This is a genomic window from Streptomyces naganishii JCM 4654 (assembly GCF_014650575.1).
Taxonomy (GTDB): domain Bacteria; phylum Actinomycetota; class Actinomycetes; order Streptomycetales; family Streptomycetaceae; genus Streptomyces; species Streptomyces naganishii.
Map to the genome: position 1 here is coordinate 21,851 of NZ_BMVF01000005.1, position 13,383 is coordinate 35,233.

At 74.2% G+C, this 13,383-nt stretch carries 13 protein-coding genes and 1 tRNA gene; 9 read left to right on the top strand and 5 right to left on the bottom strand.

Annotated features, from left to right (window positions below; translation table 11 throughout):
• The first annotated feature begins 99 nt into the window (after positions 1-99).
• From IE217_RS10295 to IE217_RS10335, 9 genes are all read left to right on the top strand, one after another.
• Entirely contained in the window at positions 100-681 is a 582-nt protein-coding gene (locus IE217_RS10295) for a GNAT family N-acetyltransferase (RefSeq protein ID WP_190177477.1), read from the top strand.
• A 30-nt stretch (positions 682-711) separates the two neighbouring features.
• Positions 712-1,071, top strand: a complete 360-nt coding sequence (locus IE217_RS10300; RefSeq protein ID WP_190177478.1) for an MmcQ/YjbR family DNA-binding protein — start codon at positions 712-714, stop codon at positions 1,069-1,071.
• A 93-nt stretch (positions 1,072-1,164) separates the two neighbouring features.
• Entirely contained in the window at positions 1,165-2,577 is a 1,413-nt protein-coding gene (locus IE217_RS10305) for an MFS transporter (protein WP_229865195.1), read from the top strand.
• A 103-nt stretch (positions 2,578-2,680) separates the two neighbouring features.
• A tRNA-Pro gene (locus IE217_RS10310) sits at positions 2,681-2,754 on the top strand.
• A gap of 162 nt (positions 2,755-2,916) precedes the next feature.
• Positions 2,917-3,702, top strand: coding sequence for a FadR/GntR family transcriptional regulator (locus IE217_RS10315; RefSeq protein ID WP_229865196.1), 786 nt, complete (start codon positions 2,917-2,919; stop codon positions 3,700-3,702).
• 396 nt (positions 3,703-4,098) lie between these two features.
• The gene (locus IE217_RS10320; RefSeq protein WP_190177479.1) at positions 4,099-5,058 is read left to right on the top strand and encodes a dihydrodipicolinate synthase family protein; all 960 of its coding nucleotides are present in this window, start codon (positions 4,099-4,101) and stop codon (positions 5,056-5,058) included.
• On the top strand, positions 5,055-6,041 hold the full coding sequence (locus IE217_RS10325) for an ROK family protein (protein ID WP_190177480.1): 987 nt from the start codon (positions 5,055-5,057) through the stop codon (positions 6,039-6,041). The genes IE217_RS10320 and IE217_RS10325 overlap by 4 nt, the downstream gene beginning before the upstream one ends.
• Positions 6,038-6,715 (top strand): N-acetylmannosamine-6-phosphate 2-epimerase, encoded by a 678-nt coding sequence (locus tag IE217_RS10330; RefSeq protein ID WP_190177481.1) that lies wholly within the window; start codon positions 6,038-6,040, stop codon positions 6,713-6,715. Before IE217_RS10325 ends, IE217_RS10330 begins: the two co-directional genes overlap by 4 nt.
• 60 nt (positions 6,716-6,775) lie before the next feature.
• Positions 6,776-8,242, top strand: a complete 1,467-nt coding sequence (locus tag IE217_RS10335) for a sialate:H+ symport family MFS transporter (protein WP_190177482.1) — start codon at positions 6,776-6,778, stop codon at positions 8,240-8,242.
• Here the strand turns inward: IE217_RS10335 and IE217_RS10340 are convergent.
• The 5 genes from IE217_RS10340 to IE217_RS10360 all read right to left on the bottom strand — a co-directional run bounded on the left by IE217_RS10340 (position 8,185) and on the right by IE217_RS10360 (position 13,182).
• The gene (locus tag IE217_RS10340) at positions 8,185-9,027 is read right to left on the bottom strand and encodes a COG4705 family protein (RefSeq protein ID WP_190177483.1); all 843 of its coding nucleotides are present in this window, start codon (positions 9,025-9,027) and stop codon (positions 8,185-8,187) included. The genes IE217_RS10335 and IE217_RS10340 overlap by 58 nt on opposite strands.
• 103 nt (positions 9,028-9,130) lie before the next feature.
• The gene (locus tag IE217_RS10345) at positions 9,131-9,658 is read right to left on the bottom strand and encodes an NUDIX hydrolase family protein (protein WP_190177843.1); all 528 of its coding nucleotides are present in this window, start codon (positions 9,656-9,658) and stop codon (positions 9,131-9,133) included.
• Positions 9,659-9,692: 34 nt separating this feature from the next.
• Positions 9,693-10,910, bottom strand: a complete 1,218-nt coding sequence (locus IE217_RS10350; RefSeq protein WP_190177484.1) for an amidohydrolase family protein — start codon at positions 10,908-10,910, stop codon at positions 9,693-9,695.
• Positions 10,910-12,310, bottom strand: a complete 1,401-nt coding sequence (locus IE217_RS10355) for a type I glutamate--ammonia ligase (protein WP_190177485.1) — start codon at positions 12,308-12,310, stop codon at positions 10,910-10,912. Before IE217_RS10355 ends, IE217_RS10350 begins: the two co-directional genes overlap by 1 nt.
• Positions 12,311-12,369: 59 nt before the next feature.
• A complete protein-coding gene (locus IE217_RS10360; protein WP_190177486.1) occupies positions 12,370-13,182 on the bottom strand; it encodes an SAM-dependent methyltransferase in 813 nt (270 codons plus the stop codon).
• Positions 13,183-13,383 lie beyond the last annotated feature (201 nt).

Consider the following 13,383-nt stretch of genomic DNA (forward strand, 5'->3'; position numbering starts at 1 on the left):
CCCTGGGCGCTGAGACGTGGCCCGTGGGCCGTGAACCGTGGCGGCCGTTGTGAGCGGCTGGTAACACGCGTGTTCCGGGGCTGAGGTACCTTCCCGGGCATGAGATCAGGGCAGTCGGCCGCCGGCGGTGGCGCGGCCGTGACGGCGTACGTGACCCGGCTCGACGCGCCACGACTGGCCGCCCGCGTCGAGGAGTTGGCCCGGCTGCTCACCGACACCGTGGCCGACGGCGCCTCCGTGGGCTTCCTCGCACCCCTCGGCCACGCCGAGGCCGCGCGCTGGTGGAGGGAGAGGGTGACCGGCGTGGCCGAGGGACGGCTCGCCGTGTGGACGGCACACGACGGCGACGGCCGCACGGTCGGCACGGTGAGCCTCGCCTTCCCCGACAAGCCCAACAGCCGCCACCGCGCCGAACTGGTCAAGTTGATGGTGCACCGCACCGCCCGCGGCGCGGGCCTCGGCCGGCGTCTGCTGACCACCGCCGAGCGCGCGGCGGCCGAGGCCGGAGTCACCCTGCTGCACCTGGACACGGAGACCGGGAGCCCGGCCGAGCGCCTGTACGACTCGGCGGGCTGGACCCGCGTCGGCGCGATCCCCGACTATGCGGCCGACCCGGGCGGAGTCCTGCGGCCGACCACCCTGTACTACAAGCAGATCGGGGCGGACGTCCGCGGCGGCTGACTGTCAGTGGCACGCACTAGCGTGCGTGACATGCCGGATGCCGAAGACGTACGCCGTATCGCCCTGTCCCTGCCGGACACGGCGGAGAAGATCGCCTGGAGCATGCCCACGTTCCGGGTCGGGGGGAAGATGTTCGCCACCCTGCCGGAGGACGAGTCCTCCGTCGCCGTGCGCTGCCCCAAGGAGGAGCGCGACGAACTGGTCCTCGCCGAGCCGGAGAAGTTCTGGATCGCGGGCCACGAGGCCCAGTTCGCGTGGATCCGGGTGCGCCTGGACGCGCTGGAGGACGAGGGCGAGCTGCGCGACATCCTCGCCGACTCCTGGCGGCAGGCGGCTCCGTCCCGGCTGCTGGAGGCCCATCCCGGGCTGGGTCTGTCCACAGGGCGCTGAAAGGCCGGTGGCGTTGTCGGTGCGCCGTGGCATGATCCGAAGGCGGGTCGGGGCAGGCGTGGGCCGGGGAGGGCCAGACAGGGGGTGCCGGGGATGAGCGGCGGGACGTCGTCGCAGTCGTCGCCAGAGGAGGCGGCGGGGGAGCAGGACAGGGTCGCGCGGGCGGCCGTGGACCGCGCCGGCCGGCGGACGGTGTGGTCGCGGGACTTCGCGCTCTTCTTCGTGGCCCGGGCCGTCGCCCGGCTCGGCGACACCATGCTGCCCGTCGCCCTCGCCGCGGGCCTGCTCGAGCACGGGTACGGCGCGGGCGCGGTCGGCCTCGCCATGGCCTCCACGGCCGCCGCCTTCGCGGGACTGGTGGTCTTCGGCGGGGTGATCGCCGACCGGTTCAGCACCCGCAGGCTGATGATCGGCGCCGACCTGGTGCGGCTGGGCACCCAGTCCCTCGCGGCCGCCCTCTTCTACTCCGGGCATGTGGTGCTCTGGGAGATCTGCGCCATCGGCTTCGTCAACGGCGTGGCCGGTGCGGTGTTCCAGCCGGGCGTGGCCAGTACGGTGCCCCGGCTCGCCTCCGACATCCAGGCGGCCAACGGCGCCATACGCATCGCCGAGTCCGCCGCCCAGCTCGCCGGGCCCGCCGTGGCCGGCCTGCTGGTCGGCTTCGCCTCGCCCGGCTCGGTGTTCGCCGCCCACGCGGCCACGTACGCGGTCAGCGCCCTGTGCCTGCTGCTGCTCCGCCTGCCCGGGCTCGCACCGGGCGGACGCGGCAGACCCGACGCGCTGGGCGTGCCGGGCACGTTCGGCACAGGTCCGCACGAGCACCGTACGGGCACCTTCAAGGCGGATCTGGTCGAGGGCTGGCGGGAGTTCAGGGCGAGGATATGGCTGTGGGGCGTCATAGCCGTCTGGTGCCTCTACATGATCGCGGTCTGGGGACCGACCGTCCCGCTGGTGGCCACCGAGGTGGTCCAGCAGCACGGCCCGCGCGCCTACGGCCTGGTCAACTCCGCGCTCGGCGCCGGCACCGTCGTCGGCGGCTTCCTCGCGCTGCGGCTGCGCCCCCGCCGGATGCTGCGCGCCGGCGCGGTGGCCCTGTTCGCCTTCGCCGGATTCCCTGCGGCGGTCGGCGCCGGCCTCGGCGTGCCCGTCATGGCGGCGGTCGCCGCGGTCGCCGGGGCCGGGATGTCGTTCTGGGGCGTGATGTGGGCGACCAGCGTCCAGACGCAGGTCCCGCCGGACGTCCTCAACCGCATACACGCCTACGACGTGGCGGGCTCCCTCGCCATGATGCCCGTGGGGCAGGCCCTCGCCGGGCCCGCCGCCGCGTTCCTCGGCGCCGGGCACGTCCTGCTGGTGGCCGGGGCGATGAGCCTGGTCGTCCCGGCCGCGCTGCTCGCCGTCCCCGCGATACGCGACCTGATACGCGCCGACGCGCACACCCTCGCCCCCGGCGACGGTGCCGGTACCGGTGCGGCGCGCGGGCGGGTGCGCCCGGCGGGACGCTGACGCCACGGTCTCGTGGAGCGAAAGGCGTGCGCGAGGACCGATCCGAGTGCGGTATGGTTTTCCTGCGCGTTCGGCCAGGGGAAAGCCCAGGTCAGACGGGCAACGGGACGTGGCGCAGCTTGGTAGCGCACTTGACTGGGGGTCAAGGGGTCGCAGGTTCAAATCCTGTCGTCCCGACTTGCGAGGACGCGGGTCAGCGTGTCAGAGGTCGTATCAGGGCAACCTGTACGGCCTTTGTTCGTTTTCCGGCAACCGGCGAAACGTTCACATCAGACGTCTGATGTCTCATCTTGGTAGCCTGGGCAGGCCGCACGAGGAACGAGGAGAGGGAGGCATCAGGTGAACGTGTCGCGTCCGCCGCGTCCGCAGGAGTTCCGGACGGCGGCCCGGCCGTCGCTGCGCCAGGAGGTCGCCGAGGCGATCAAGAGCTACATCCTCGACAACCGCCTCAAGCCCGGCGACCCGCTGCCGTCCGAGGCCGAGCTGTGCACGGCCCTGGGCGCCAGCCGGTCCAGCATCCGCGAGGCGGTCAAGACCCTCGCCGTACTCGACATCGTGGAAGTGCGGCGCGGCCACGGGACGTACGTGGGCCGGCTCAGCCTCTCCGCGCTCGTCGAGGGACTGGCGTTCCGGGGGCTCCTCGAACCCAAGGACGACTTCCGGATCCTTTCCGAACTGGTCGAGGTCCGCGAGCTGATCGAACGCGGCCTCGCCGAGCGCATCCTGGCCACGCTGGCCCCCGAGGACCTCGACGCGCTCGACACCCTCGTCGACGAGATGGACCAGCGCGGCGCCCACGACGGCGACGGTTTCGCCGCCTGCGACCGCTCCTTCCACGAGCGGCTGGTGCGACGGCTGGACAACAAGCTCGTCGCCCAGCTCTCCCTGGCCTTCTGGGACGTCTACGCCATCGTCGCGCCGCACCTCGAGGGCATCTCCGCGGAGGACGAGGCGGGCACGATCGCCGACCACCGCGCCATCGTGCGGGCGGCCAGAGCGGGCGACACCGAGGGCTTCGTGCGCGCCCTCCGCGACCACTACGCCCCCGTACGCCGCAGGCTGACCGAAGCCCGGGCCACGATGGAGACGGCGCAGCCCGCCGGCACGGACACACCGAGCACCTGACCGGGACGCCGGCTCGGCACCCCGGCACCCCGGCACTCCGGCGCCCCCGGCACCCCGACGCTCCCGTCAGCCCAACCGGCGGCGAGCCACGAGTCACGGCCCGGAGTCCCGCCTCACACACCAGCAGCAAGGTGGCGGTCGGGCTTTCGTGGCTCTGATCTTCTTCGGCTGCCGGGGAGCGGTCCTGGTGAGGTGGCCGTACACCGTCGACCGGGACTCCCGAAGGAGAAAGCGGAGCGCGGCGTTGAGGTCCCTGCGTGCTCCATGTCCGGGCCGGTGAGGTGCTCGTCGGTCTGCTGGTGTGTGACTCAGCCCACTCTTGACCACCCCCCGTCGGCCATGCGTAAGGTTCGGACGTCAGACGTCTTACGTGTCAGTGTCACGGAGTAGAACCCCATGCCCTTGCCCACGCCCCTGCGCGGCGTCGTACCGCCCGTCTGCACCCCCCTCGACGAAGCCGGCGAAGTCGACACGGCCTCCCTGTCCCGGCTGGTCGAGCACCTGATCGCCGGGGGCGTCCACGGGCTATTCGCCCTCGGATCGACCAGCGAGGTCGCCTACCTCAGCGACGAGCAGCGGGGCGTCGCCCTGGAGACGGTGGTGAACACGGCCGACGGACGCGTGCCGGTCCTCGCGGGCGTCATCGACACCACCACGGCCCGCGTCCTGGACCACGCCCGCGAGGCGGCGCAGCTCGGCGCGGACGCCCTGGTGGTCACCGCGCCCTTCTACACCCGCACCCACCCCCGGGAGATCGCCGGGCACTTCCGCCGGATCCGCGAGCGGGTGGACCTGCCCCTGTTCGCCTACGACCTGCCGGTGTCCGTGCACAGCAAGCTGTCGCCCGAACTCGTGCTGGACCTCGCGGCCGACGGCACCCTGGCCGGGGTCAAGGACAGCAGCGGGGACGAGGGTTCCCTGCGCCGGCTGCTCCTCGCGCTGGGCGGCCGCGAGGGCCGCGCCTCGGGACCGGTTCCGGGCTTCTCCGTCCTCACCGGCTCCGAACTGACCGTCGACGCGGCCCTGCTCGCCGGCGCGGACGGTGTGGTCCCCGGCCTCGGCAACGTCGACCCCGCGGGCTACGTCCGCCTCTACGACGCCGCCCGCTCCGGCGACTGGCCGCTGGCCGCCAAGGAGCAGGAACGGCTCGCCGCCCTGTTCGACCTGGTGGACGCGGGCCCCGAGACCGACATGGGGCGGAGTTCGTCCGCGCTCGGCGCGTTCAAGGCGGCGCTGCGCCTGCTGGGCGTCATCGCCTGCGGCGACACCGCGTTCCCGCAGATCCAGCTGGGCGCGGCGGCCGTGGCCGAGGTGGACGCCCGCCTGCGCGCGGCCGGACTCACCCCCGTGCGATGACCGCCGCCCCGGATCCCGGCGCCGGGCCGGTCATCGGGCTCGACCTCGGCGGCACCAAGATCGCTGCCGCCCTGGTCGGGCCGGACGGCACCGTGCTGCGCCGGCACACCCGCCCGACACCCGCGCGGGCGGGGGCGCGGGCCGTGCTCGACGCGCTGGCCGGCGCGGCCCGCGAGGTGGACGACGGCGCCCGGGCGATCGGCGTCGCCGCCGCGGGCGTGGTCGACCCGCGCGGCGGTGTCGTCACCAGCGCCACCGACGCGATCACCGGCTGGGCCGGCACCGCCCTGGCGGCCGGGCTGCACGAGCGCACCGGTCTCCCGGTCGCCTGCGACAACGACGTACGCGCCACCGCCGCGACCGAACTCGCCGCCCTCCCGCACCCGGACGCCTCCCTCCTCTACGTCGCCGTGGGCACCGGAGTCGGCGGGGCGGTCGCGGTGGACGGCCGGATGCTGCACGGCAGCGCGGGCATCGCCGGTCACCTCGGCCACGTGCCGAGCCCCGAGGCCGCGGACCTGCCCTGCACCTGCGGCCGCCGCGGCCACCTGGAGGCGATCGCCTCGGGCCCCGCGATCACCGCGCTGTACGAGCGGCTGAGCGGACGGCCGGCCGCACGGCTCCAGGAGGTCGCCGAACGCGCCGGCGCGGGCGACGCCGACGCCCGCCGGGCGATCACCACCGGGGCCCGCGCCACCGGACGCGCGACGGGCGGCCTGGCCAACGCGCTCGGCCCGCACCGCGTCGTCGTGGGCGGCGGCGTGCCCCACATCGGCGACCTGTACTGGTCGGCGCTGACCGACGCCTTCACCGCCGAGCTGATGGCCCCCCTGCGGCACCTGCGCCCGGTACCGCCGCGCCTGGGCGCCGACGCCGCCGTACGAGGAGCCGCCCTGCTCACCCGCACCGAGCCCCTGCACGGCACGCCCGCCCGGCACACGGGCCGAGCCGTCCCACCGCACACTCCCGGAGGACCCGCATGAACCCGTCCGCAGTCGACGCCGTACGAGGGCGGCTGATCGTCTCCTGCCAGGCACCGCCCGGGGACCCGATGCGGGACACCGCGACCCTGGTCCGGCTCGCCCGGTCGGCCGCCGCCGGCGGGGCCGCGGGCGTCCGCGTCAACGAGCCCGAGGTGGTGGCCGCCGTCGCCGCCGCCGTCGACCTGCCCGTGATCGGGCTGTGGAAGGACGGCGACACCGGCGTCTACATCACCCCGACCGTGCCCCACGCCCTCGCCGTGGCCGAGGCCGGCGCGCACGTCGTCGCCGCCGACGCGACGGCGCGGCCCCGCCCCGACGGCAGCTCCTTCGCCGACCTCGTGGCGGCCGTGCACGCCGCCGGCGCCCTGGTCATGGCCGACGTCTCCACCCTCGACGAGGGCCTCACGGCCGCCCGGCAGGGCGCCGACCTCGTCTCCTCCACCCTGTCGGGATACGTGCCCGGCTCCCCGCGGCAGAGCGGCCCCGACCTGGACCTGGTGGCCGCCCTCGCCCGCGAGAGCGGCACCCCGGTCGTGGCCGAGGGCCGTATCAGCACCCCCGAGGAGGCCGCCGCCGCGCTCGCCCTCGGCGCCCACAGCGTGGTCGTCGGCACCGCGATCACCGCCCCCACCGCGCTCACCCACCGCTTCGTGACACACCTCGCCCGCCCGTAGGCGCGGCACCCCCACCCGAGAGCACTCGACGGCGAGTGCGTCCGGCATCCTGGAGTCACCGTGCACCACACCACCGCGCCACCGCAGACGCCCTGGTACCGCCAGGTCGGCCGAAGCCAGTGGAAGTCCTTCTTCGCCGCCTGGATCGGTTACCTCCTGGACGGCTTCGACTTCGTGCTGATCACGCTGGTGCTGACCGAGATCAGCGCCGACTTCCACCTCGACACGGTCCAGGCGGCCAGTCTCGTCTCGGCCGCCTTCATCACCCGGTGGCTCGGGGGCGCCCTGCTCGGCGCCCTCGGCGACCGCTTCGGCCGGAAACTGTCGATGGTGGTCAGCATCCTGCTGTACTCCCTGGGCAGCTTCGCCTGCGGATTCGCCTGGGACTACACCAGCCTGTTCGCCGCCCGGCTCGCCATCGGCATGGGCATGGCCGGGGAGTACTCGGCCAGCGCCACCTACGTCATGGAGAGCTGGCCCGTGCACATGCGCAACCGGGCCAGCGGCTTCCTGATCTCCGGCTACTCCGCGGGCACGGTCCTGGCCGCCGAGGTCTACAAGTGGGTCGTGCCGGCCCTCGGCTGGCGGTGGATGTTCTACCTCGGGCTGATCCCGGTGGCCGTCGCGCTGTGGATGCGCCGCGCGCTGCCCGAGGCCGCCGACTGGCAGGCCTCGGTCGCGGCAGGGGACCGGCGGCCCAACCCGTTCCGCCCGCTGTTCGCCACCCCGGCCGCGGCGGCCCTCAACCTGGTGCTGGCGGTCGCGGCCACCGTCTCGCTCTTCGCGGTCTTCACCCCGCTCGGCGACGGACTCGTGCCGGTGCTGTCGGTCGTGGCCGGAGCCTGCCTGATCGCCTTCGCCGTGCAGCTCGGCGGCCGCCGCGGCTGGCCGCTGTACGTGTCGATGATCGTGACGATCTTCTTCGCGTTCCTGTACTCCTGGCCCATCCAGGCCCTGCTCCCCACCTACCTGAAGACCGACCTGGGCTACGACCCCGGACAGGTCACCGACGCCCTGTTCTACGCGGGCTTCGGCACGATGGCCGGGTGCTGGCTCGCCGGGTTCGCGGGCGACCGGTTCGGCACCAGGAAGGCGTACGCCGGAACGCTGCTGGCCTCACTGCTCTTCGTCTTCCCGGTCTTCGCGGTCCGCGACAGCCTGCCGCTGCTCGGCGTGCTGCTGTTCGTGCTCCAGGCCACCAGCTTCGGCATCTCCGGCCTGCTGCCCCGCTACATCGGCGGCCACTTCCCGACCCACACCCGCGCCGCCGCCCTGGGCTTCACCTACAACGTGGGCGCCCTGGGCGGCGCGGTGGCCCCGGTCCTCGGCGCCCACCTCGCCTCCGGCATGGACCTGGGGCGGGCGCTGGCCGTCCTGACCTTCGCCGGGACGATGATCGTGGTGCTCCTCGTCGGACTCGACGTGCCCGCCCGGCTGGGCCGGCTCCTCGACCCGGACGCGGCGGCCGATCACCTCGTGACGGAGCCCGGGCGCGGCGTCACGTCCGCGCGGGAGACCGCCAGATAGCCGACGAGGGCGAGGATGGCGGCCGTCCAGGCGAGGGTGACCGGGCCGAGGCCCAGGTCGAGCCCGCCCCGGGCGGCCGGCAGCGCCATCCAGTCGGCGATCGAGGCGCCGAGCGGCCGCGTGATGACGTACGCCGTCCAGAAGGCGGCCACGGCGCCCAGCATGCCGCCGCGGTGGGCGAGGGCGGGCACGCAGATGGCCACACCGAACAGGACGACCGAGCCGAGGTAGCCGAACCCCGCCGTCGCGGTCAGGTCGCCCGCCGCGGTGCCGAGCGCGAAGGTGGCCAGCACGGCCGCCCAGTAGAACGCCTCCCGGCGGCGGGTGTGCACGCTGTGGATGGACAGGGTGCGCTCGACGGCGTACCAGAGGGCGAAGACGAGGCCCAGGGCGATCATGAAGGCGGGCGTGGAGACGGTGTAGGGGACGCCGAGGCCCACGTGCAGGACGTCGGCGGCCATGGTGCCGAACACGCTCACCATGACGATGGCCGTCCAGTAGATCCAGGCCACGTACCGGCGCACGGCGAGCTGCACGACCAGCGCGGCGACAAGGGCGAGGCCACCGAGGGCCACCGCCGGGACCGGGCCGAGCAGACGGGCCAGGTAGTCCGAGGCGGTCTCGCCCATGCCGGTGGTCAGCACCTTGATCACCCAGAACCAGACGGTCACCTCCGGCACCTTGTTCGCCATCGCGCGGACCCGGGCACGGGTGGCGGTCCGGTGCGGCGGCAGGCCTTGGGGGTGATCGTCGCGGCGGTCGTCGAGGACGTGCTCTGGGCTCATGCAGCGCACGATCGCATGATCGGACGATCTTCTCCCAGCCCCTTTTAACAGGGTTTTGGGAGCTCTGGTGCAGGTGTTGCCCTAGAGGCTCCCGTGGCCCCTGTCAGCTCACGAGACCCACGTGGGCGAGCGCCTGCCTGAGCAGGACCCCGTGTCCGCCGGGCATCTCGCTCCGCACCGCCTCGGAGGCCGCCTCCTGGGGGCTGAACCACACCAGGTCCAGGGCGTCCTGCCGGGGCCGGCAGTCGCCGGTCACCGGGACGACGTAGGCGAGGGACACGGCGTGCTGCCGCGGGTCGTGGTACGGCGTGATGCCGGCCGTCGGGAAGTACTCGGCGACGGTGAACGGCTGGAGGGAGGCCGGCACACGGGGCAGCGCCACCGGGCCGAGGTCCTTCTCCAGGTGGCGCAGCAGGGCGTCGCGCACCCGCTCGTGGTGGAGCACGCGGCCGGAGACCAGGGTCCGGCTGACCGTTCCGTCCGGTCCGATGCGCAGGAGCAGGCCGATGCTGGTCACTTCGCCGCTGTCGTCGACGCGCACGGGCACCGCCTCGACGTACAGGATCGGCATGCGGGCGCGCGCCGACTCCAGTTCGTCGCTGCTCAGCCAGCCGGGCATGGTTTCGGTCATGTCAGACATTGCTTGATCATACTTTCAGTGGCGTTCAGTGGGGGAGATCGGGAGAGTCTGTCGGGTCCGGCGGGCCGGGGAGGCCGGGCGGGTCCGTGGGGCCGTCGAGACCGTAGACCCGCCGCGCATTGTCGCGTGCCGTCCAGTGGGCGATCCGCAGGGCGTCGTCGGCGCTCAGCTCGTCGGCGTCGACCCGTTCCCCGAGCAGAGCGGCCAGGCCCTGGCGGAAGGCCACCGCGCCCAGGTGGTGGAACTCGGCCACCCCGTAGGCGTCGGAGCTGTGCAGCAGTTTGCGGAACGGGGTGATCTCCAGGGCCTCGGCGAGCACCGCGCCGGCTCGTGCGGGGCCCACGTGGTGCAGGGCGAGGCCCACGTCGAGGTACACCCGCTCGAACACGGCCGCCAGATAGGCCGCCTGGCGCTGGTAGGGCCAGCAGTGCAGCAGCATGACCGGGATCGTGCCCGCCGTCAGCCGCAGCCAGTCGGTCAGGAGCGCGGGGTCCGCCCGGTGCAGGCGCAGGTCGGCGTCGCCGAACCCGGTGTGCAGTTGCAGCGGCAGCCCGAGGTCGACGGCCGTCCACAGCAGGTGCCGTACGAGTACGGGGTCGTCCAGGCGCGAGCCCCCGCGCCCCAGCCAGGCGGCCGCCGCCCGGGTCACCTCCGCCGCGGACGGGCGTGCGGGGTCGAGGGCGAAGCCGGTGCGGTAGGCGGCCACCGACTTCACCGCCACGACGCCCGGCCGCCGTACGGCTGCCAGCGCCGCCTCGGTGATCACCGCGCCGTACTCGCCGGGCTCCACACCGCGCGCCGCGACGGCCTCCGCGACGCCCTCCAGCCGTACGACCTCGTACGCCACCGCGTCACCGCCCGCCGCGGCCGCCAGCTCCGCCGGGGAGGTCAGGGGCTGGGGCGCGTAGCCGGTGTCGACACAGAACACGTGTGTGCCGGAGGCGGCCAGGAACCGCCGGTTGACCTCCGCGGCGCCCAGCTCGGCGCGCCTGGCCACGTAGGCGTCGGCGGGAGCGTGGCGGGGCAGGTCCAGCACGGGCGCGCAGTGGCGGCGGACGGCCACGCCCACGGGGCTGTCGAAGGCGGACACGCCGCTGCCGGGCCAGGCCTCGCCCTCGGTGAGCAGCGACTCCAGACCCGGCCGGTCCAGCTCGGCGGTGACCACCCCGTGGCAGTGGTGGTCCACCAGCGGCAGCGCGGCGAGCGCCTCCCGGACCGGCCCGGCGCCGGATGCGCGGGCCATCAGTACGTCCAGCGGTAGGCCGCCGCGACCCGCTCGTCGTCCAGGCCCTCCACGGCGGCGATCTCGCCCTCGCGCACCGCCGTCACCGCGTCGGCGAGCACCGGCCCCAGCGCGCCGCGCAGCACCTCGTCCGCGCGGAACGCGGCGACGGACTCCGCGAGTGACGTGGGCAGCCGCCGCACCCCCCGCGCCGCCGCCTCGTTCTCACCGAGCCGGGCCGGGTCCCCGGTGGTCTCCTCGGGCAGGACCGCCGAGCCGTCCATGCCGTCCAGGCCCGCGGCGATCAGGCAGCCGAGCGCCAGATACGGGTTCGCGGCGAGGTCGACCGGCTTGACCTCCAGGTTGGCGGCCCGGTCGCCGATGCCGTGGGTGCCGGTGACGATCCGTACGGCCGCCTCGCGGGTCTCGCGGCCCCAGGCGGTGAACACGCCCGCCCACTGTGACGGTCTGAGCCGCAGATGGCTGGCCGGGCTGGGCGCGGTGACCGCGGTCAGGGCGGGCAGCCGCGCGAGCAGTCCCGCGGCGAACGACTCGGCCTCGGCCGTCATGCCGTAGCGGCGGTCGCCGCCGGAGTGCAGGTTGGTCCCGTCGCGCCAGACGGACAGGTGCACGTGGCCGCCGTTGCCCACGCCCCGCGCCCGCACGGCGGGGGAGAAGGAGACCCGCAGCCCGTGCCGGCGCGCCACCGCCCGCACGGTCTGCCGCACCAGGACGTTCCGGTCGGCCGCCGCCACCGGGTCCAGGGCGCCGACCGACACCTCGAACTGCCCGGCCGCGTACTCGGGATGGAGCTGTTCCACGTCCACGCCCTGCGCGGCGAGCGCCGCCAGCAGGTCGGCCGTGCAGTCGCTCAGCTCCACCTGCCGTACGGCCCCGTAGGCCGGCCCGGACAGCGCGGGCACGAACTCGCCCTCCGGGGCGCTCCCCAGGCCGAAGACCCACTCGGTCTCGATGGCCGCCCGGAACGTCAGCCCGCGTCGCCCGGCGTCCGCGACGATCCGGCGCAGGAAGGTGCGGGAGCACCCCGGGTGCGGCTCGCCCTCCTGCGTGATGCGGTCCACCGGCGCCCAGGCCCAGCCGGGCTGGGCGGAGAGGACGGCCAGCTGGTCGAGGTCCGGGTAGAGCCGCAGGTCGCCGTCGGGGGAGCCGAGGACGTCGGTGGTGACGATCGAGTCGTCGGCCAGGAAGGTGTCGAAGACCGGGGACATGCCCACGCCCCAGGCCGCGGCCGCCGGCAGCTTCGCGGCCGGGACCGTCTTGACCCGGCCCACGCCCGCGGTGTCCACGTAGGCCAGGACGACGCCGTGCACACCGCGCTCGGCGAGCTCCGCGGCGAGCGCGGTGGCCCGCTCCACGTCTCCGGGACGCCCGCCGGGCACGGGGTCGGCGAGGGTGGTCATACGGCCTCCTCGGAACTCGGGCGGGCGCGCGCTCGGGCGCCCGGCGCGCGGGCCTGGCGTCAGGGTTTCACGGCGACCGCGCCGAACTGCGGTACGGCGGCGGGCAGGTCGCCCCCGGCGCGCCACTGCGAGCACGGCACCAGACCCGGCTCCACCAGTTCCAGACCGTCGAGGAACGCGGCGACCTCGGCGCGGCTGCGGGCGGTGATCGGCGGGGTGGCGTTGGCGTTCCAGAACTCCATGGCCGCGACGTTGCCCTCGCCGCCGAGGTCGGCGTCGAAGGTGGGGTGCGTCAGGACCAGGAAGCTGCCCGAGGGCACCGCGGCCATGACGCGCCGCACGATGTCGCGGGCCTCGCCGGTGTCCAGCACGAAGTTCAGGATGCCCAGCATCATCACCGCGATCGGACGGGTGAAGTCCAGCGTGGCCGCCGCGCGTTCGACGATGGCGTCCGGGTCGTGCACGTCGGCGTCGATGTAGTCGGTGACGCCCTCGCGGGTGCTGGTGAGCAGGGTGCGGGCGTGGACGAGGACGATCGGGTCGTTGTCGACGTAGACGATGCGCGACTCGGGGGCGATGCGCTGCGCTATCTCGTGGGTGTTGTCGACCGTGGGCAGCCCGGTGCCGACGTCGAGGAACTGGCGCACGCCCCGCTCGGCCGTCAGGTGGCGCACGGCCCGGCCGAGGAACTCGCGGTCCGCGCGGGCGACGTCCCGGATCACCGGGAACATGCCGGCGACGTGCTCGCCGACCTGCTGGTCGACCTCGTAGTTGTCCTTGCCGCCGACCCAGTAGTTCCACACCCGCGCGTTGTGCGCCACACCGGTGTTCAGCCTCGGCGACCCGCCAGGCGGGGTGCGGCTCTCGCTCACGTCTGCGCTCCACGTTCGTCTCGTTCGCCTGCCGCCCGTTCTCCGTGCTCCGTGCGGCCGTCGACGCCATTGTGCCGCCCGGTGATCACGTTGTCTCCGGAATCGGCCGAGCCGCCGGCTGCGGACCCGCGCTTTTCGGCCAGGGCGTGTTTGCCCGTGAGGAGCCGGGCGTGTTTCCCTGGGGCCGCTCCCAGCACGGAA